Here is a 19601-nt window from a genome sequence, read left to right as displayed (position 1 = left end):
CAAAGTGCTGGTGGCGCGCCTTTCTGCGACATGCAGTGCCCATTGGCCGCCGGCCACGGCGCCCCGGTAATCTTGACCACCATGAGCGCAACCGAGTCGCAGCCACAGGCGCACCCGTTCGGGACCAACGTCGTGGCGATGGTCACCCCTTTCCGTCCCGACGGTGCGCTCGATCTGGACAAGGCTGCCGAGCTCGCCGACCACCTGGTCGGCAAGGGCTGTGACGGACTCGTGGTCAGTGGCACCACCGGTGAGTCGCCGACCACCACACCCGACGAGAAGATCGACCTGCTGCGTACCGTTCTCGACGCCGTGGGGGACCGCGCCCGCATCACCCAGGGTGCGGGCAGCTACGACACCGCCGAGAGCATCCGCTTCGCGCAGGCGTCGGAGAAAGCCGGTGCGCATGGTCTGCTCGTCGTCACGCCCTACTACTCCAAGCCGCCGCAGGCCGGTCTGCTCGCGCACTTCCGCGCGGTCGCGGATGCGACCTGCCTGCCGGTCCTGATCTACGACATCCCGCCCCGCTCGGTGGTGCCGGTGGCCAACGAGACGATGCTCGCCCTTGCCGAGCACCCGCGGATCAAGGGCGTCAAGGATGCCAAGGGCGATCTGCATTCGGCTGCGGGGTTGATCGCCTCCACCGACCTCGAGTACCTCTCGGGCGAGGACGCGCTCAACCTGCCGTGGCTGTCGATCGGGGCGACCGGCTTCGTCAGCGTGATCGGCCATCTCGTCGCAGATCGATTGCGCGACATGCAGATCGCGGTGGAGAAGGGTGATCTGCAGACCGCCAGGTCGATCAACACCACGATGCTCCCGCTCGTCAACGCGATGGGACGGCTGGGAGGGGTGACCATGGTCAAGGCGTCGTTGCGCATACTCGGACTCGACGTCGGGGACCCACGCCTGCCGCAGGTACCCGCAGACGCTCCGCAGATCGAGTCGCTCATCGCCGATCTGCGCACGGCCGGATTGCTGAACCGATGACCGGCCCCCAGCGCCGCCGCAGCGCCCGACGCCAGGCCGGACCGCCCGAGCCCGCACCCGCCACCGATACCGCCGGCTCTCCGGCCCCCGCCTCGCCGCCCCCCGCCTCGCCCGCCGTGGCTCCCCCGAAGGCCTCAGCGTCTGGCGGAGGGTCCGAAAGCGCGGCTGCGCAGCAGGATTCGGCCCGCCACGCCGCGTCGGCGCCGGCGGAGAACCGAGGTGGGGGTGAACCCCGCCGGTCCGGTCGGCACGAGCGCCGTGACAACGCGCGAGGTGCACGAGGCGGTGGTGGCCGGGATCGCGGTACCTCCACGCCGCCGGCACCGGTCGATCGACTCGGTACGCCGCGTCGTCTGCCGAAGGGCGCGCTGCGTGTGGTCGCCCTCGGCGGCATCGGTGAGATCGGCCGCAACATGACGGTCTTCGAGTACAACGGCAAACTGCTGATCGTCGACTGCGGGGTGTTGTTCCCCGAGGACGCGCAGCCGGGCGTCGACCTCATCCTCCCGGACTTCCGCTACATCGAGGACCGGATGGACGACGTCGAGGCGGTCGTCCTCACCCACGGGCACGAGGATCACATCGGTGCGGTCCCGTTCCTGCTGCGGCTGCGTGGCGACATCCCCGTCGTCGGATCCAAGTTCACGCTGGCACTCGTCGCCGCCAAGTGCCGCGAACATCGGTTGCGTCCCAAGCTCATCGAGGTCCGCGAGGGCGAGCGGACCACCCACGGTCCCTTCGAGTGCGAGTACTTCGCGGTCAACCACTCCATTCCGGACGCGATCGCCGTCGCGATCCGGACCCCGGCCGGACTGGCCCTGCACACCGGTGACATCAAGCTCGACCAGCTGCCCCTCGACGGCCGGCTCACCGACCTGGCCGGATTCAGCAGACTCGGCGACGAGGGCGTCGATCTGTTCCTCGTCGACTCCACCAACGCCGAGGTGCCGGGATTCGTCACCCCCGAGCGGCAGATCGGGGGAGTGCTCGACCAGGTCATCGGCAAGGCGCGCGGCCGGGTCATCGTCGCCTCCTTCGCCAGCCACGTGCACCGCATCCAGCAGATCATCGACGTCGCACACACCCACAACCGCCGAATCACCTTCGTCGGACGTTCGATGGTCCGCAATATGCAGATCGCCCAGGACCTCGGTTATCTGCACGTGCCCGACGGTGTCGAGGTCGACATGGACACCGCGGCGACCCTGCCCGACCACCGGGTGGTGCTGATCTCCACCGGATCTCAGGGCGAGCCGCTCTCGGCGCTGTCGCGGATGGCCCGCGGGGAGCACCGGCAGATCAACATCCGATCCGCCGACCTGGTCGTCCTCGCGTCGTCGCTCATCCCCGGCAACGAGAACTCGGTGTTCGCGGTCGTCAACGGCCTCGCGAAGCTGGGCGCCACGGTCATCACCCAGCAGAGCGCCAAGGTGCACGTCTCCGGCCATGCGTCGGCCGGTGAGCTGCTCTATCTCTACAACGCGGTCCGGCCGAGCAATGCGATGCCGGTGCACGGCGAGTGGCGTCACCTTCGGGCGAATGCCGCGCTCGCCGAGGCGACCGGGGTGAATCCGGATCGGATCATGCTCGCCGAGGACGGCGTTGTCGTCGACCTCGTGGACGGGCAGGCGCAGATCGTCGGCCGGGTCCCGGTCGGCCACGTCTACGTCGACGGTCTGTCCGTCGGTGACGTAGGCGAATCGACGCTGTCGGAACGACTCGTCCTCGGAGAGGGCGGTTTCATCGCGATCACCGTCGCCGTCGACTCCACCACCGGGCGTGCGCTGAGTACCCCCGAGGTCTCCGGTCGCGGCTTCTCCGACGATCCGGACGCCCTCAAATCCGCCGCCGATCTCGTCGATCAGGTGCTCGACACGCTGGCCGCCGAGGGCGTCTCCGACACCCACCGCATTGCGCAGGGCATCCGTCGGACGGTGGGCCGGTGGGTTGCCGACACCTATCGGCGCCGACCGATGATCGTGCCGACGGTGCTCGCCGTCGGCGACTGACGCGCTGCTGATCCCGGGCCCGCTGACACCATGCGTCGCCATGATGTCGGGCCCGGTGGGCGACGGTCGACGACCGCAGACAGTAGCGTTGGGGTGTGAGCTTCGCACAGGATGAACGCCGTGCCCTTGTCGACTCGATGCGGGAGGTGGGTCCGGATGCGCCGACATTGTGCGCCGGATGGACCACCCGCGACCTCGCCGCGCATCTCGTGGTCCGGGAACGCCGACTCGATGCGGCACCGGGAATCCTGATCAAACCCCTCGCCGGGTACACCGAGAAGGTGCAGGCATTGGTGGCCGCCGACACCGACTGGGACGCACTGCTCGCCGACCTCGCCTCCGGCCCGCCGATCTTCTCACCGATGCGACCACTGGATCGGTGGGTGAATCTGGCCGAGATGTTCATCCACCACGAGGACGTGCTGCGCGGTGCTGCCGATCCCGACAGCGAGTGGGTTCCGCGCGTCCTCGACCCCGGACTGCAGGACGCGCTGCGCATGCCGTTGCGGTCGATGAGCAAGATGACCCTGCGCTCGATGCCGGCGCATGTCACGCTGCGTGGCACCGACGGCAGCGACCTCGCCTCGGGTGGCAGCGGCGGTCCGGTGACGGTCACCGGTACGCCCGGGGAGTTGCTGCTGTTCGCGACCGGGCGGACGCCGGTGACCGTGACCTTTGACGGCGACCCCGGGCGGATCGACGAAGTGAAGGCCGCGGCCCACGGGTTCTGATGGCCGGCGGGTTCTGATGGTTTGCGGATTCGGGAGCACGACGGCAGCGAAATCGCCACGTCGTGGGTCACGAATTCGACACGCGCCGGTGTTGCCGGTGTTGCCCGTGTGACTGAGGTGATCATTGCCGACTAGTCTGTCGGCATGGCTTCGAGAGCGAGCACTGGCACGCGCACGTCCGCATCCCGTGCGTCGGGGGGGTCCTCGTCCACGCGGTCGGGGGCATCACGGTCCTCGGGGACGCGCTCACGTACGTCGACATCGGCATCCCGGTCGAAGAACGCGAGTGCCAAGGCGGCGTCGTCGAAGTCGGGGAAGTCGGGGAAGTCGAGTTCGGGGAAGTCGAGTTCGGCGAGCTCACGGTCATCCCGGTCGGGTACGCGCAGCGCCACCGCGGGCAAGACCCGCACGTCGGGCACATCCCGCGGGGCATCGCGGTCGAGTGCGGCCGCGTCGGCAGACATCTCCCGGCGCAGTCCGGGTGCAGGTGCGGTGGGTGCCGTGGGCAAGGGCATCGGCAAGGGCGTCGGCGCCGGTTGGGGACTCCTGGCACGCGGAGTCGGCGGTGTCGCGCGTGCGGGCTCGGGACGGCGGGGACCGTCGAGCCGGGATGCCGGCAGCGACGACTTCTACGACGACGACTTCTACGACGGCGACTTCCACGACGGTGACTTTCCCGACGACCACTACGACGACGCCCATGACGACGACGCAGCCGCAGAGTACGACGACCCCGACCTCGACGCCGGCCCGCGTGGCGGGCGACGCGCAGTCGACCGGCGCGCACATCGCGACCGTGCATCGACCACCCGTGACGGTGTCGGCCACACGCACCGGCGCGACGGTGTGGCCCTCGGGTTGTTGGCGCTCGCCGTGCTCATCGCGGCGGGGGTGTGGTTCGGCGCAGCCGGTCCCGCCGGGGCCTTCATCAATGCGCTGATGCGTGCGATCGTCGGCTCCCTGGCGGTCGTGATCCCGGTTGCGCTGGTCGGTGCGGCGATCGTCCTGATGCGACGCCCGCCGAACCCGGTGCGTCGGGGCCGCTACATCGGTGCCGCGCTGCTCATTGTGCTGCCGCTGCTGGGACTCATCCACCTGATGGCGGGGTCGCCGACGGATCTCGATGGCCGCTCTGCTGCCGGCGGGTTCCTCGGGTTTGCCGTCGGCACGCCGCTGACCGCCGGTGCGACGGCATGGGTGTCGGTGCCGATCCTGTTGTTGTGCATGGCCTTTGGCGTTCTGGTCATCAGCGGCCGGACGGTGCGTGACGTGCTCGACGCAGTGCGCACCTATCTCGGCCTGACCGCAGGTGTCGACGACTGGGACACCGACGACGACGAACTTCCGTGGGACTCCGACGAACCCCATCCCTATGATCCCGACGACCATGATCGCGACGCCCACGATCGCGACGCCCACGATCGCGACGACTTCGGATCCGACGATCGGTTCGGCGGGTCGTCCGCTCGACGCGGTCGTCCCGCGGGCGACCCGGGGTACTCGCCCGATCCCTACGACAATTACCCGCCGGACCCGGCCGCCGAGAGTCCGCGGCGTTCCCGACGATCCCGTCGTCCGGCACCGGTCAGTGCCGGCGACGTGCTCGCGTCGGCGACGACGGAGCGATTCGGCGACGACGCCACCACCGATCCGTTCGTCGACGAGGTCACCGAACCGCTCGCCGAGCCACCGGCGCCGCGCCGGACGCGCAGCCGACCCGCCGCTCGGGCGACCTCGGATACCACCAAGCCCGCGCGCGCCACGCCGCCCGCCGCGGCTCCGGCTGCCCCGCCGCCGACCCCCGTCGACGACGACGCGGATGAGCCGTTCACCGTCGAGCCCGCCGACGGCGACTATCGGCTGCCGCCGACCGCCCTGCTGATCGAGGGCGATCCGCCCAAGCAGGGGAGCAGCTCGAACGAGGACATGATTGATCGTGTCACCGGTGTTCTGGAGCAGTTCAAGATCGACGCCGCGGTCACCGGTTACACCCGTGGGCCGACGGTCACCCGGTACGAGGTCGAACTCGGCCCGGGGGTCAAGGTCGAGAAGATCACCGCCCTGCAACGCAACATCGCCTACGCGGTGGCCACCGACAATGTGCGGCTTCTCGCGCCGATCCCGGGTAAATCGGCGGTCGGTATCGAGGTACCCAACTCCGACCGGGAGATGGTGCGTCTCGCCGACGTCCTCACCGCGCCGTCGACCCGCAAGGACGGTCACCCGCTGGTCATCGGCCTCGGCAAGGACATCGAGGGTGACTTCGTCAGCGCGAATCTGGCGAAGATGCCACACCTGCTGGTCGCCGGCTCGACCGGTTCGGGTAAGTCGAGCTTCGTGAACTCGATGCTGGTGTCGCTGCTCACCCGGGCCACACCCGAGCAGGTACGGATGATCCTCATCGACCCGAAGATGGTCGAGCTGACCCCGTACGAGGGCATCCCGCATCTGATCACGCCGATCATCACCCAACCGAAGAAGGCCGCAGCCGCGTTGGCATGGCTGGTGGAGGAGATGGAGCAGCGCTACCAGGACATGAAGGCGTCCCGGGTGCGTCACATCGATGACTTCAACGCGAAGGTGCGTTCCGGTGAGATCACCACGCCACTCGGGTCCGAGCGCGTGTACAAGCCGTATCCCTACATCGTGGCGATCGTCGACGAACTCGCCGACCTGATGATGACCGCCCCGCGCGATGTCGAGGACGCGATCGTGCGTATCACCCAGAAGGCCCGCGCCGCGGGCATTCATCTGGTGCTGGCCACCCAGCGGCCGTCGGTGGACGTGGTGACGGGCCTGATCAAGACCAACGTGCCCTCGCGTCTGGCGTTCGCGACGTCGTCGCTGACCGACTCACGTGTCATCCTCGACCAACCGGGCGCGGAAAAGCTCATCGGCATGGGCGACGGGCTGTTCCTGCCGATGGGGGCGAACAAACCGATCCGCATGCAGGGCGCGTTCATCACCGACGAGGAGATCAGTGCCGTCGTCGACTACGCCAAGGAGCAGGCCGAGCCCGAATACACCGAGGGCGTCACCGCAGCCAAGGCCGGCGACAAGAAGGACATCGACTCCGACATCGGCAACGATCTCGACGATCTGCTCCAGGCGATCGAGTTGGTCGTCAGCAGCCAGTTCGGCTCGACGTCGATGCTCCAGCGCAAATTGCGTGTCGGTTTCGCCAAGGCCGGACGACTCATGGATCTGATGGAGACCCGAGGGGTCGTCGGACCGAGCGAGGGGTCCAAGGCCCGCGAGGTGCTGGTGAAGCCGGAGGATCTGGCCGGCGTGATCGCATCGATCAACGGCGGCGGGGAGCAGGACGGCGACACCGAGGCCGAGTAGACCCGGGCATGCCGGTCTCGGCAGTCGCGGTCTCAGGTGTCGCCGTGCGCGGCGAGCCAGTCGCGTGCGCGTCGCGCCGAGGCCCGAGACAGCCAGGCATCGGTGACGATCTCGGTCAATTCGTCGACCGAGATCTTACCGATCCTCGACGTCCGAAGCAGCACCGATGGGTGACCGTCGAAGTGCGTGGTCGTGAAGAACGGTGACCTCGGGTCCTGGACGAGCGCCTGTTTGTCGGCTTCCGAGGGCACCCACAGCACCACGACGTCGTCGTAACGGTGTCCGGCCTCGTCGACCGCGTCCGGGCGCGGGGTGCGGAAGAACACGAAACTCTTGCCACCGACCTGATAGACCGGGCGATCGGGATCGCCGTTCGCGTCGGTGACATACGGCATCGACCGGGCTGCGGCGTGGATGTCGTCCACGGTGGCCGCGCGGGACCGGTGACGTGCCATGGCCGCCATCGTAGGTCGCGTCGTCAGGCGAACCGGTCGAATCGGACATCGTGTAGGGTGGTCGCAGATCGAAGAGGGGAGTATCCCCATCTCGCGGCGGGTCCGTCAATACGGTCGCGGAGCCCGAAGGTGCCGATCACCTTCGGACCGAGGCCCGGATCCCCGGTCGTCCAACGGCGGGAGAGACCTCTGGCATCGCAACCATCTTTGTGCTGCGCGCTGGAGGTAGATCGCTCATGCAAGTCTCGACCACGATGTGGATCATCACGTGTTTGGTGATCCTGGGTCTGTTCATCTTCGATTTCTTCGCCCACGTCCGCGTACCGCACGCTCCCTCCCTCAAGGAATCGGGCATGTGGTCGGCCATCTACATCACGATCGCCGTCATCTTCGGCGGATTCGTGTGGTGGAAATGGGGATCGACGTACGGCGGTGAATATTTCGCCGGGTACGTCACCGAGAAGGCACTCTCGGTCGACAACCTCTTCGTCTTCGTCATCATCATGTCGAAGTTCGCCGTGCCCAAGGAATACCAGCAGAAGGTGCTGCTGCTCGGCATCGTCATGGCGTTGGTGCTGCGTGGTCTGTTCATCGCCGTCGGCGCTGCCGCGATCAACGCCTACAGCTGGGTGTTCTACCTGTTCGGTGCGTTCCTGATCTTCACCGCGATCAAGCTGCTGCGCGAGAGCGACGATCCGGTCGAGCACGAGGAGCAGCGCGAATCGCGTCTGGAACGGTTCGTCAAGCGGGTCCTGCGCACCACGGACACCTACGACGGCGACCGCCTGTTCACCCGGATCTCCGGCAAGCGGATGGCCACCCCGATGTTGTTGGTGCTCATCGTCATCGGCTTCACCGACATCCTCTTCGCCCTCGACTCCATCCCGGCGATCTACGGACTGACCCAGCAGCCCTACCTGGTGTTCACCGCGAACGCGTTCGCGCTGATGGGTCTGCGTCAGCTGTACTTCCTGCTCGGTGGCCTGCTCGACCGCCTGGTGTACCTGTCGTTCGGCCTGTCGTTCATCCTGGCCTTCATCGGCGTCAAGCTGGTGCTGCACGCGTTGCACGAGAACACCCTGCCGTTCATCAACGGTGGCGAGCACCTGTCGGTCCCGGAGATCTCCACCCCGCTCTCGCTGGGCATCATCGTCGGCACCCTGGTGATCACGACGGTCGCGAGCCTGGTGAGTTCGCGTCGACAGAAGGCGGTTCCGCCGACGTGATGAGGTCGGTGCGGTGCGGACCGGTATCGGTCCGCACCGCCTTCCGCCTCATTGCGACGTGTGAAGGAATTCCCGCCGTACCTGCGGTGGGGCGTCGGGGAGACCGGCGTCCGGCGTGAGTGTCAGGGTGCAATCGGTGAGCGTCACGCCGATCGCGGTCACGGCGCCGGCGATCCTGCCCCGCGGTCGTGGCGAGGTCAGTCGTCGAACGGTCCGTACACCTGGGTGAACTCGACGATGCGCACCGAGTCGACGGCCTGGTGTGCGTTGAACGGGTCGTTGGCCATGAATGCCTCGGCAGCGTCGATGTCGCCGTCGACCCGGATCAAGATCAATGCTCCGGAGCCGTCGGGGTAGGGACCGCTGAGGAGCACGTTGCCGGCCTGGTGCTCCTCCGACAGCCATTGACGATGGACGGCACGATGGGCGTCGCGGGTGGCCGCCTTGGCCGGCTCGTAGCCGTAATGCACCGCATAAATGGTCACGAAAGAATCTCCTCGCTCTGGTGAATATCGTTCGACACGTTGAGGTTTCGGCTCATCATGTCGATTGTTCGGCGGCCGGCGCATCAAGGTGGACCAGCATCCTGGTGTTGCCCAGCGTATTCGGCTTGACGTAGCTCAGGTCGAGGAACTCCGCGACACCGGTGTCGTAGGAGCGGCACATCTCCTCGAACACCTCTCGGGTGACCGGCGTGCCCTCGATCTCCCGGAACCCGTGTCGGCCGAAGAACTCGGTCTCGAAGGTGAGCACGAAGACGCGTGCGAGTTGCAACTCCCGCGCCACGTCGAGTAGTCGTGCGACGAGCCGGTGGCCGATACCCCGCCCGGAGCACTGCTGATCGACGGCGACGGTACGGACCTCACCGAGGTCGGCCCAGAGTACGTGCAGTGCACCACAACCCACGACAAGCCCGTCGAGTTCGGCCACCCAGAACTCCTGCACGGCCTCGTAGAGCGTGACGAGGTTCTTCTCCAACAGGATTCGCCCGGCGTACTGGTCGATGAGTTCCTTGATGCGCGGAACGTCGGAGGTCCGGGCACGACGGACGACGACCTCGCCACGGGAGTTCATGCGTTCATCTTGCCCCCAGGCCGCCGGGCGCGTCACCGGGAGGCAGGCTCCCGACCGGAGCCGCGACGGGGCACCGGTGACGGGTGGCCGGTCCACGCCCGGATCCGCCGATCGCCGAGCATGCCTCGGTCGATACCCTGGTGATCGTGCGAATGAACGACACGCGTCCGGCGCCGAGTACAGGAGCCGGCGCCCGGGATGCGGTCTCATGACCGATCGGATGCGCCGGGCGGTCAACGAACGCGGTCTCGCCGACGTCGGGCGGGGACCCGATCACATCACCGATCCCGTCGACCCGGTGCCGGTCGTCAACATCGCCAACGCGCTGACCGTCTTCCGGATCGTCCTGGTACCGGTATTCCTGGTGGTCCTGTTCATCGATGGTGGACACCAGACCTGGTGGCGTGTCGGCGCTGCGGTGATCTTCGGCGTCGCCGCGATCACCGACCACATCGACGGCCGCCTGGCCCGTGGACGCAACCTGGTCACCGACTTCGGCAAACTCGCCGATCCCATCGCCGACAAGGCGTTGATCGGTTCGGCACTGATCGGACTGTCGCTACTCGGGGATCTGTCGTGGTGGATCACCGCGATCATCCTGGTCCGCGAACTCGGCGTCACCGCGCTGCGGTTCTGGGTACTGCGACACGGGGTCATCCCCGCCAGCCGGGGCGGCAAGCTCAAGACGTTGTTGCAGGCCATCGGTATCGGATTGCTGCTCTTTCCGCTGAGTGGGGCGTTTCATCTGCTGGCGGTCATCATCATGTGGGTGGCGGTCGTCATCACGGTGGCCACCGGATTCGATTACGTGTGGCAGGCGCTGCGCCTGCGCAGTTCCGCGCGCCACCGGGCCCGCGGGGCCGCACCGCACCAGGGCGCCCCGATCACCGGGTCGGGCCCCGAACGACACTGACCCGCGGAGACGACCAGTGACCCGCGGAGACGACGCCGGCCCGCGCATCAGCATCGGCTGTCGGATCAGGCATCGTCCGGCGGATAAGGCGGGCCCAGGCCGGGTCCCACGTGTCGGCTCGCGCCGGAGACACGTGTCGGCTCGCCGCGGGAGACGCGGCGACGGTCACGGAATTCGACTACTGTCGTCCACACGCGCGTTCAACGGTTGCCCGCGCGTGACCTTCGGGAACGACACACCCCCGTCGGGCGTTGAACAGCGCGGTGGTGGTTCGCCAACACGATGTGGGGCCCATCGCGGGTGGATCATCGCCACCGGTGGCGGTGTTCGGATGTGCGAGACAGACAGGGAGGAAGCCCGATGGCAATGCTTTTGCGAGAGGCGCTCGGCGACAGCCTGCGTCGCGTTCGCACCCAGCAGGGCCGGACGCTGCGTGAGGTGTCCACCGATGCGCGGGTGAGTCTGGGTTACCTGTCCGAGGTCGAGCGGGGTCAGAAAGAGGCATCCAGCGAACTTCTGGCCGCCATCTGCGACGCTCTCGAGGTGGAGATCGCCGATCTGCTCCTCGACGTCGGCACCGCCATGCGTCCGGACCATGCCACGGCGTCGGCTCAGGCGGCCGACGGTGCCGACCGTGAGGCGGGCATCGCGTCCAAGGTGGTCATCGCGGCACCGGAGGTGCATACACACGCGACCGCGCTGGCGGCAGCCTGACGTCGCCTCGTTCGACGACACCCGTTCGGCGGCGCCGCTTGTCGCCCCGAAATCCGGCGTCTCGGTCGCGTATGCGTTCGGGACTGTCGATGCGGGTGTGAGATGTCGGTGGATCCCTCGATGTCCGGGTGGCCGGGCGATGTGAGGTGTGCGCGATCCGCGAGATCCGGGTATCCCCGGGGTAATCCCCCAACTGAATGCCGGACTGCATCGCACCGCCGACCGAGACGCTAGATTGGTGTGCAGACCGACGCGAAACCGTTCTGAATGGAGCTGACGAGAAGCATGGCGAACCCGTTCGTGAAGATGTGGCGCTATCTGATGGCACTCGGCAACGCGAAGATCGACGAGAATGCCGACCCGAAGATCCAGATCCAGCAGGCGATCGAGGATGCGCAGCGCCAGCATCAGGCGCTCTCGCAGCAGGCGGCGTCGGTGATCGGCAACCAGCGTCAGCTCGAGATGAAGCTCAATCGTCAACTCGAAGAGGTCGAGCGGCTGCAGGCCAACACCCGTCAGGCGCTGACCTTGGCCGATCAGGCCAATGCCGCAGGCGATGCGCAGAAGGCGCAGGAGTACACCAACGCGGCCGAGGCCTTTGCTGCTCAGCTCGTCACCGCCGAACAGGGCGTCGAGGACCTGAAATCGCTGCATGATCAATCCCTGCAGGCCGCGCAGCAGGCCAAGCAGGCGGTCGAACGCAACGCGATGATCTTGCAGCAGAAGCTCGCCGAACGCTCCAAACTGCTCAGCCAGCTCGAGCAGGCCAAGATGCAGGAGCAGGTCAGCGCCTCTCTCAATCAGATGAGTGAGCTCTCGGTGCCGGGCAACACCCCGAGCCTCGACCAGGTGCGCGAGAAGATCGAGCGACGCTATGCCAACGCGCTCGGTTCCGCCGAATTGGCGAAGAATTCGGTACAGGGCCGGATGGCCGAGGTCGAGCAGGCCGGCGTGCAGATGGCCGGGCATGCGCGTCTCGAACAGATTCGTGCCAGCATGTCCGGCGGCTCGCTGCCGACCGGGGGAGCGGCGTCCCCGGCGGCGCAGCCGGCACCGGGACTGACGAAGCCGACCACCGAGCCGCCGCAGACGGGCAACTGACCTCACCGTTGCCGCCGACGTCGTCTCCGGTGGCCCCCCGGAAGGTCGCCATCGTCGCCGGTCCGGACGCCGGACACGCGTTCCCGGCGTTTGCGTTGGCGGAAAAGCTTGCAGCGCAAGACATCTCGGCGCCGGTATGGACCGGCGCCGTGTGGCACGAGGTGGCGCGCTCGCGCGGACTCGACGTCGCGGAGTTACCCGGCCTGCGCGCTCGGGCCACCGACGACGATTCCGATGCCGGTGCCAAGCTCGGTGCGCGCGCCGCCCGCATGGCCGTTGCGCTTGCACCGGTGCTCGCCGCCCGGGGAACCGATCTGGTGATCTCCGATGTCATCACCGTCGGCGGGTTGTGGGCGGCGGAGCTGTGCGGAATCCCCGCGATCGAATTGTCGCCGCATCCGCTCTACCTGCCGTCGCGGGGATTGCCGCCCATCGGCGCCGGGCTGAGCCCGGGTGACGGCGTCGGTGGTCGACTCCGCGACATCGCGCTGCGCACGGCGAGCAATGTCTCCGTCCGTGCCGGTGAGCGTCAGCGTGCGACCGCACGGCGGGGGATCGGTTTGGCGGAGTCTCCTCCCGGCGTTCCCCGACTGATCGCGACCCTGCCCGCGCTCGAGGTCCCCCGACCGGACTGGCCGACGCGGGCGCACCTGGTCGGACCACTTCTGTGGGAGCCCACCGACGTGATCGTCGAACCGCCGCCGGGCGCCGGCCCCGTGGTGGTGGTGGCGCCGTCGACCGCGGTGATCGGTGCGGCCGACATGCTCACCGAGACGCTGGCCGGATTGACCGAGCTGGCATCGAGAGATCCTGTGCGCGTGGTCATCTCGGCGCTCGACCCACCAGGGGCCGAGGGGTTCGGGGCGCCCGGGCTGTCGGTGACCGCCGGGCTGGGACGGCAAGATCAGCTTGTGGGCCGAGCCGATGTGGTGGTGTGCGGTGGTGGTCACGGGATGCTGGCGAAGTCGTTGTCGGCAGGGGTACCGGTGGTCACCGTTCCCGGCGGCGGTGATCAGTGGGAATTGGCCAACCGGGTGGCCCGACAGGGCAGCGGCATGCTGGTGCGGCCGGTCGAGGGGCACGCGATCGCCGAGGCGGTCGCCGCGGTGCTCGGCGATCCGGGGTATGCGCGCGCCGCGGCATCGGCTGCCGCATCGGCGTCGGACGTGGTGGACCCGGTGCGCGTGGTGTGCGAGGTGTACCGTCGGTCGGTCGCCGGGGATGCGCTCGGACACGGCGGTGGGTACCGGACGGGTAAAGGGGGAGTGCCGCGATGCGATTGACCGAGTTCACCGAGTTGATCACCGAGGAGTTCGGCACGATGTCGGCGGACTCGATCCTGTCCGATCACGTGCTCACCGAACTCGGTGGACGGACGGGCGCGCAGGCGATCGAGGCGGGCGTCGATCCGCGCGATGTGTGGGTGGCGATCTGTCGGGACTTCGACGTGCCGCGCCACCGCTGGTAGTCACGCTGGTAGAAGTCGCCCGGAACCCGCGTGTCGGACTTGCCATCGAACACATGTTCACGCAATTCTGTAGGGGTGTGGAACCAACTCGGCACCGCGTGCGTCCAAAGCTCTCGTGAGGACGTGAACGGTTTTGTCGGACCCCGTCGCTAACGTCCTTCACGAATCACACCGATACCGACGACCCACCCGATGACCGCCGGAGTCCCCGGCGCACAGACACGAGGAGACAGCCATGGCAGCAGCGCCCCAGGATCGTGAGAAGGCCCTCGATCTCGCACTCGCACAGATCGACAAGAACTTCGGCAAGGGCTCGGTCATGCGGCTCGGCGAAGAGACCCGACAGCCGATCGAGGTGATCCCGACCGGCTCGATCGCCCTCGACGTCGCGCTGGGTATCGGCGGACTCCCGCGCGGCCGCGTCGTCGAGATCTACGGCCCGGAATCGTCGGGTAAGACCACCGTCGCCCTGCATGCGGTCGCCAACGCACAGGCCCAGGGCGGTATCGCGGCGTTCATCGACGCCGAGCACGCGCTCGATCCGGATTACGCGGCCAAGCTCGGCGTGGACGTCGATGCCCTGCTGGTGTCGCAGCCGGACACCGGTGAGCAGGCGTTGGAGATCGCCGACATGCTGATCCGCTCCGGTGCCCTCGACATCCTCGTCATCGACTCGGTTGCCGCACTGGTGCCCAAGGCCGAGATCGAGGGTGAGATGGGCGATTCGCATGTCGGTCTGCAGGCCCGCCTGATGAGCCAGGCGCTGCGCAAGATGACCTCGGCGTTGAGCAACTCCAACACCACCGCGATCTTCATCAACCAGCTGCGCGAGAAGATCGGCGTGATGTTCGGCTCACCGGAGACCACCACGGGCGGTAAGGCACTCAAGTTTTACTCGTCGGTGCGTCTGGACGTCCGTCGCATCGAGACCCTGAAGGACGGCACCGACGCCGTCGGCAACCGCACGCGCGTCAAGGTCGTCAAGAACAAGGTGGCACCGCCGTTCAAGCAGGCCGAGTTCGACATCCTCTACGGACACGGCATCTCCAAGGAGGGCTCGCTCATCGACATGGGTGTGGCCGAGGGCTTCATCCGCAAGTCCGGCTCGTGGTTCACCTACGAGGGTGATCAGCTCGGTCAGGGCAAGGAGAACGCCCGGAAGTTCCTGCTCGAGAACGACGACATCCGCGACGAGATCGAGAAGAAGATCAAGGAGAAGTTGGGCATCGGCGCGGTGGTCGACGCCGATGACGTTGCTCCGGCTCCGGTGGAATTCTGACCGGCGCAACCGAACCCCGCGGCGCAACCGACTCCCGCGGCGCAACCGGCCCCACGGCGTGGGATGTGGCGTTGCGACTGCTGGGAGTCCGGGCGCGGTCGCGCGGCGAGATGCAGGAGCGACTGGGTCGGCGCGGCTTTGACGCCGACACGGTGGCCGATGTGATGCGGCGCCTGGATTCCGCGGGTCTGCTCGACGATGAGGACTTCGCCTCCGAGTGGGTGCGGTCACGCCACACCCACTCGGGACGCGGACGCGTGGCGCTACGTCACGAGCTCAAGGCGAAGGGCGTGGATGCGGCAACGATCGAGAATGCGTTGGCCGACATCGACCCCGAGGACGAGCGTGCCGTGGCCGGCCGTCTGGTCGCCAAGAAACTGACTCCGCGTGTGCTCGAGCAGGTGGCCGATCGCACCGAGCGGGACAAGCACTTTCGTCGACTGGTGGGCATGCTGGTCCGCCGCGGGTATCCGCAGTCCCTGGCGATCGACGTCGTCGGCGAGCACCTCGACGCGCGGCCGGAATGAACTCGGCGGAGTGAATTGATCGCGCCGAGCCGAGAAACAGCTCGATCAGTATGACGTTTCACTCGGAATCCGGGCGAAACGTCATACTGATCGGCAACATCGTCTGATCGATACGGGCCTGGAGTGCGTTATCGCGGACCGAAGTTCGGCATGTTCTCCATGGCGCCGAGATCCACGTCCTCACCGTGGGGTACGTCGGTTCTGCGGCGTCCCCGGCGCAACGTCTTCTCGATGAAGGTCGCCAGAGACGACAGTCCGAAGTTGATGATGATCATCACCACCGCCACCACGACGAGTGCGGGCAGGTAGTTGCCGTAATACGACGCCGACTGGATGCCCGACCGGACCACCTCGACGTAGCCGATGGCGTAGCCGAGTGCAGAGTCCTTCAGTGCGATGACCATTTGCGAGATCAGGGCGGGCAGCATCGCGGTGATCGCCTGCGGCAGCAGCACGATGCGCATCATCTGGGACTTGCGCAGTCCCAACGCCATCGACGCCTCGGTCTGTCCCTTGGGCAGTGAGTTGATGCCCGAACGCAGGATTTCGGCGATCACCGACCCGTTGTAGAGGGTCAGACCCGTGACGACCGCCGCGAACGCCAACTGCGAGGAGGGGAACACCGCGTAATCGGCGAACAGGTAGTAGGCGAAGATCATCAGGATCAGTACCGGGATGGCACGGAAGATCTCGACGAACAAGCCGCTCAGCGTCCGCACCCACAGGTGATCGGACAGTCGGCCGATGCCGAGCACCGAACCGAGGATCATGGCGAAGATGATCGACAGGAACGCCGCTTTCAGGGTTCCCCAGAGACCCGGCAGGATGTAGGTCGTCCAGGTGGTCCCGGTGACGAAGGGATTCCATTTCTCACCGGTCAGCTGATCGTTGTCGGTGAGGACGACGAGCACGTACACGACGACCGCGACGATCACCGCGAGGAAGATCGCGGCGATGATCGCATTGCGAATCCGTGCCTTCGGTCCGGGTGCGTCGTAGAGAACTGTTGCGCCGCTCATCGTTTCACCGCCAGTCGCTTGGCGAGGTAGCCGAAGATGGCGCCCTCGATCAGGGTGATGATCATGAAGCCGATGGCGATGATCACGAAGATCGCGACGATCTCATTGGCGTGGTCCTCGATCTGTTCCTTCATCAGCAGCGAGGCTTCGGCGACCCCGATCACCGAGGCGATCGTGGTGTTCTTGGTCAGGGCGATCAACACGCTGCCCAGTGGTCCGATCACCGCGCGCAACGCTTGTGGCAGCACGATGATCCCGAAGACCTGCGTGAAACCCAGGCCCAGGGAGCGGGCGGCCTCGGCCTGCCCGATCGGGACGGTGTTGAAACCCGATCGCAGTGTCTCGCAGACGAAGGTGGCCGTGTAGAGGATGAAGGCCAGCACCGCCAGGCGGAAGTTGTTGTTCTCGATGAAGGTGTTGTTGTCCGGAGCCAATGCCAGACCGAGGTTCTGATAGAGGCCCACCGAGCAGAAGATGATGATCAGTGTCAGCGGCGTGTTGCGCACGATGTTGACGTAGGTGGCGCCGAACCAGCGCATCACCGGAACGGGGGAGACCCGCATCCCGGCCAGGATGATGCCCCAGATGAGCGCGCCGAGCGCCGACCAGAAGGTGAGTTCCAGGGTCACCTTGAACGCGGGCCACAGTTGTGGCCCCATGTCCGACCAGAGTTCATTCATGGTTGTTCACCTGCCTTCCTCAGCTCAGTCCCGGCGGGCACGGGGTGGACATGGAGTTGATGATCTTGTCGACGGCCTGCGGTCCGGGATCGGGTAGGAACTTGTAGCTCGATCCGGGCGCGGCGGCACGGGCCATCATCTCGTCGACATACTGATTGCCGATCGCCTTGCGCAGCGCCGCCTCCCATGCGGATTCGCCTCCGCCCGGGCCCGGCTGGAGCATGGCGTCGAGCGCCTCGTTCACGGCGGTGATCGCGTCGGGGTAGTTCTTGGCCATGCCGATGCCGTAGTTCTCGGTGGAGAACGGCGCACCCTGCTTCTTGAGGACCTTCTTGCCGCTGCTGGTCACGCACGCGTCCTTGGGATAGGTCATCCCGACGAGCTTGAACTCGTCGGGGAAGAAGTCGGCGTAACCGGCGAGGATGACCTCGTCGGTGGTCAACGCGTCGACCTTGCCGCGACGCACGGCCTCCACACACGACGAGTACGAGTCGTACTCCTGCAGTTGCACTCCGGGTAGCTGCGCCTTGACGTTCTGCGCCGACGTCGACCCGGTGACCGAGCAGAGTTTCTTGCCCTTGTTCAGATCGGTGAGCGAGGTGATCGAGTTGTCGTCCTCGCGGACGAGCAGCGCCTGATAGTTGATCAGGTAGGGCCCGGCGAAGCTGACCTGCTTCGCGCGGGAGGCGTTGATCGAGTAGGTGGCCGCGATCATGTCGACCTCACCGTTGTTGATGAGCGTCTCGCGCTGGGCTGACGGTGTCTCGCGCCAGGTGATCTCGGGATGAGCCACCTTGAGCTGATCGGCGATGTGATTGACGACGTAGGTCGACACCGACGGGTCGAATCCGGTGACGCTTCGGTCGGGGTTGCGGATACCCAGGCCGGGCTGGTCGTACTTGGTGCCCAGAACCACTTTTCCGTTGCGAATGGAGTCGAGCAGATTGCGGGGTTCGGAACTGCCGCAGGCGGTCAGGCAGGCGGCGAGGACCGCGGCCACGAGCACCGCGGCGCCCAGGGCCGCGGAGCGTCCGCGTCGCCGATGACCGGAGGTCTGTGGAAAACGTTGTCGCATATGTCTTGTCGATGATCCCGGGGTGTTGGTGGGGTTGGCCATCTCAGTGACCCAGGATCTTCGACAGGAAGTCCTTGGCGCGGTCGGACTGCGGGTTGTCGAAGAAGGACTCGGGGTCGGAATCCTCGACGACCGCGCCGTCGGCCATGAAGATGACGCGGTCGGCGGCCTTGCGGGCGAAGCCCATCTCGTGGGTGACCACGAGCATCGTCATGCCCTCCTTGGCCAGCGAGACCATGACGTCGAGGACCTCGTTGACCATCTCCGGGTCGAGGGCCGAGGTGGGCTCGTCGAACAGCATGATCTTGGGGTTCATGGCCAGGGATCGGGCGATCGCCACGCGTTGCTGCTGTCCGCCGGATAGCTGCGCCGGGTACTTGTCCTTCTGACTGGCGATGCCCACCCGCTCGAGGAGCTGGAGGGCGTGCTTCTCGGCCTCGGCCTTGTTCTGTTTGCGGACCTTCGTCGGCGCGAGTGTGACGTTCTGCAGGATCGTCTTGTGTGCGAACAGGTTGAACGACTGGAAGACCATGCCGACATCGGCGCGCAGGCGCGCGAGATCCTTACCCTCGGCGGGTAGCAACTCACCTTCGATGCGGATCTCGCCGCTATCGATCGGTTCGAGACGATTGATCGTCCGGCACAGGGTCGATTTACCCGATCCCGAGGGGCCGAGCACGACTACGACCTGCCCGCGTGGAACGTCGAGGTTGATGTCCTTGAGGACGTGGAGCTCACCGAAGTGCTTCTGCACATTCGTCATGGCGATCATCGGCGGTGAATCGGCGGCGGTCGCCGCACCCGGCGCCGCGTTCGGGGATTCGGTCATACGTCACAACCCTAATGGGGACAAGTCCGAACGGCGCGGCAAATGCGACACCTGCGTGTCCGATTCAGGAGGAAACGGGTAGTCACGTGCACTTTTCCGTACAAGCACCCCGACGTGACCCCGCCCGGAGGCCCGACAGCCGATTTGCCCCCGCCCCGTACTCTGG

20 protein-coding genes are annotated in these 19601 nt (G+C 66.7%); 12 read left to right on the top strand and 8 right to left on the bottom strand.

Features of this window, described 5'->3' with window-relative positions:
- Positions 1-81 precede the first annotated feature (81 nt).
- From dapA to QNM97_RS12645, 3 genes are all read left to right on the top strand, one after another.
- The gene (dapA, locus tag QNM97_RS12655) at positions 82-990 is read left to right on the top strand and encodes a 4-hydroxy-tetrahydrodipicolinate synthase (RefSeq protein ID WP_283822991.1); all 909 of its coding nucleotides are present in this window, start codon (positions 82-84) and stop codon (positions 988-990) included.
- Positions 987-2999: a ribonuclease J gene (locus QNM97_RS12650; RefSeq protein WP_283822990.1), complete on the top strand. Its 2013-nt coding sequence runs from the start codon at positions 987-989 to the stop codon at positions 2997-2999. Before dapA ends, QNM97_RS12650 begins: the two co-directional genes overlap by 4 nt.
- A 95-nt stretch (positions 3000-3094) precedes the next feature.
- On the top strand, positions 3095-3730 hold the full coding sequence (locus tag QNM97_RS12645; protein WP_283822989.1) for a TIGR03085 family metal-binding protein: 636 nt from the start codon (positions 3095-3097) through the stop codon (positions 3728-3730).
- Between the two features lie 131 nt (positions 3731-3861).
- Here the strand turns inward: QNM97_RS12645 and QNM97_RS12640 are convergent, their stop codons facing one another.
- Complete coding sequence (locus tag QNM97_RS12640; protein ID WP_283822988.1) at positions 3862-4245, bottom strand: hypothetical protein; 384 nt, start codon at positions 4243-4245, stop codon at positions 3862-3864.
- Between QNM97_RS12640 and QNM97_RS12635 the strand changes: the two genes are divergently transcribed.
- Entirely contained in the window at positions 4223-7075 is a 2853-nt protein-coding gene (locus tag QNM97_RS12635) for an FtsK/SpoIIIE family DNA translocase (RefSeq protein ID WP_283822987.1), read from the top strand. The two genes, QNM97_RS12640 and QNM97_RS12635, sit on opposite strands and share 23 nt — an antisense overlap.
- Before the next feature lie 32 nt (positions 7076-7107).
- On the opposite strand, the gene QNM97_RS12630 is transcribed toward QNM97_RS12635, so the two are convergent.
- Positions 7108-7539 (bottom strand): MmcQ/YjbR family DNA-binding protein, encoded by a 432-nt coding sequence (locus tag QNM97_RS12630; RefSeq protein WP_283822986.1) that lies wholly within the window; start codon positions 7537-7539, stop codon positions 7108-7110.
- Positions 7540-7766: 227 nt separating this feature from the next.
- On the opposite strand from QNM97_RS12630, the gene QNM97_RS12625 reads away from it, so the two are divergent.
- Positions 7767-8756: a TerC family protein gene (locus QNM97_RS12625; protein WP_208790989.1), complete on the top strand. Its 990-nt coding sequence runs from the start codon at positions 7767-7769 to the stop codon at positions 8754-8756.
- Between the two features lie 197 nt (positions 8757-8953).
- On the opposite strand, the gene QNM97_RS12620 is transcribed toward QNM97_RS12625, so the two are convergent.
- Both QNM97_RS12620 and QNM97_RS12615 read right to left on the bottom strand, forming a co-directional pair.
- Positions 8954-9241, bottom strand: a complete 288-nt coding sequence (locus QNM97_RS12620; protein WP_283822985.1) for a YciI family protein — start codon at positions 9239-9241, stop codon at positions 8954-8956.
- Between the two features lie 55 nt (positions 9242-9296).
- Positions 9297-9830, bottom strand: coding sequence for an amino-acid N-acetyltransferase (locus tag QNM97_RS12615; RefSeq protein WP_283822984.1), 534 nt, complete (start codon positions 9828-9830; stop codon positions 9297-9299).
- Positions 9831-10038: 208 nt separating this feature from the next.
- Here QNM97_RS12615 and pgsA point away from each other — a divergent pair, with 208 nt between their 5' ends.
- From pgsA to QNM97_RS12580, 7 genes are all read left to right on the top strand, one after another.
- Complete coding sequence (gene pgsA / locus QNM97_RS12610) at positions 10039-10743, top strand: CDP-diacylglycerol--glycerol-3-phosphate 3-phosphatidyltransferase (RefSeq protein ID WP_283822983.1); 705 nt, start codon at positions 10039-10041, stop codon at positions 10741-10743.
- A 360-nt stretch (positions 10744-11103) separates the two neighbouring features.
- Positions 11104-11457 (top strand): helix-turn-helix domain-containing protein, encoded by a 354-nt coding sequence (locus tag QNM97_RS12605; protein ID WP_283822982.1) that lies wholly within the window; start codon positions 11104-11106, stop codon positions 11455-11457.
- A gap of 285 nt (positions 11458-11742) precedes the next feature.
- Positions 11743-12558, top strand: a complete 816-nt coding sequence (locus tag QNM97_RS12600) for a PspA/IM30 family protein (RefSeq protein WP_006371415.1) — start codon at positions 11743-11745, stop codon at positions 12556-12558.
- A 29-nt stretch (positions 12559-12587) separates the two neighbouring features.
- The gene (locus QNM97_RS12595) at positions 12588-13841 is read left to right on the top strand and encodes a glycosyltransferase (RefSeq protein ID WP_283822981.1); all 1254 of its coding nucleotides are present in this window, start codon (positions 12588-12590) and stop codon (positions 13839-13841) included.
- Positions 13832-14026 carry a DUF3046 domain-containing protein gene (locus tag QNM97_RS12590; RefSeq protein ID WP_006371417.1) on the top strand — a complete coding sequence of 65 codons (195 nt, stop codon included), beginning with the start codon at positions 13832-13834 and terminating at the stop codon, positions 14024-14026. Before QNM97_RS12595 ends, QNM97_RS12590 begins: the two co-directional genes overlap by 10 nt.
- A gap of 235 nt (positions 14027-14261) precedes the next feature.
- Positions 14262-15305, top strand: coding sequence for a recombinase RecA (recA, locus tag QNM97_RS12585; RefSeq protein WP_123925014.1), 1044 nt, complete (start codon positions 14262-14264; stop codon positions 15303-15305).
- Positions 15299-15832, top strand: a complete 534-nt coding sequence (locus QNM97_RS12580) for a regulatory protein RecX (protein WP_283823185.1) — start codon at positions 15299-15301, stop codon at positions 15830-15832. Before recA ends, QNM97_RS12580 begins: the two co-directional genes overlap by 7 nt.
- 128 nt (positions 15833-15960) lie before the next feature.
- On the opposite strand, the gene QNM97_RS12575 is transcribed toward QNM97_RS12580, so the two are convergent.
- Genes QNM97_RS12575 through gluA form a run of 4 tightly spaced genes read right to left on the bottom strand, consistent with a single transcriptional unit; the run spans position 15961 to position 19378 of the window.
- Positions 15961-16851 carry an amino acid ABC transporter permease gene (locus QNM97_RS12575; RefSeq protein WP_283822980.1) on the bottom strand — a complete coding sequence of 297 codons (891 nt, stop codon included), beginning with the start codon at positions 16849-16851 and terminating at the stop codon, positions 15961-15963.
- A complete protein-coding gene (locus tag QNM97_RS12570; protein WP_283822979.1) occupies positions 16848-17531 on the bottom strand; it encodes an amino acid ABC transporter permease in 684 nt (227 codons plus the stop codon). Before QNM97_RS12570 ends, QNM97_RS12575 begins: the two co-directional genes overlap by 4 nt.
- Positions 17532-17550: 19 nt before the next feature.
- Positions 17551-18606: a glutamate ABC transporter substrate-binding protein gene (locus QNM97_RS12565; RefSeq protein ID WP_283822978.1), complete on the bottom strand. Its 1056-nt coding sequence runs from the start codon at positions 18604-18606 to the stop codon at positions 17551-17553.
- A gap of 43 nt (positions 18607-18649) precedes the next feature.
- Positions 18650-19378 (bottom strand): glutamate ABC transporter ATP-binding protein GluA, encoded by a 729-nt coding sequence (gluA, locus tag QNM97_RS12560; protein WP_014359817.1) that lies wholly within the window; start codon positions 19376-19378, stop codon positions 18650-18652.
- Between the last annotated feature and the right edge of the window lie 223 nt (positions 19379-19601).

This window comes from Gordonia sp. L191 (genome assembly GCF_030077625.1).
Lineage (GTDB): Bacteria > Actinomycetota > Actinomycetes > Mycobacteriales > Mycobacteriaceae > Gordonia > Gordonia polyisoprenivorans_A.
The sequence above is the reverse complement of the archived record's forward strand: the minus strand, read 5'-3'. Positions and strand labels throughout refer to the sequence as shown.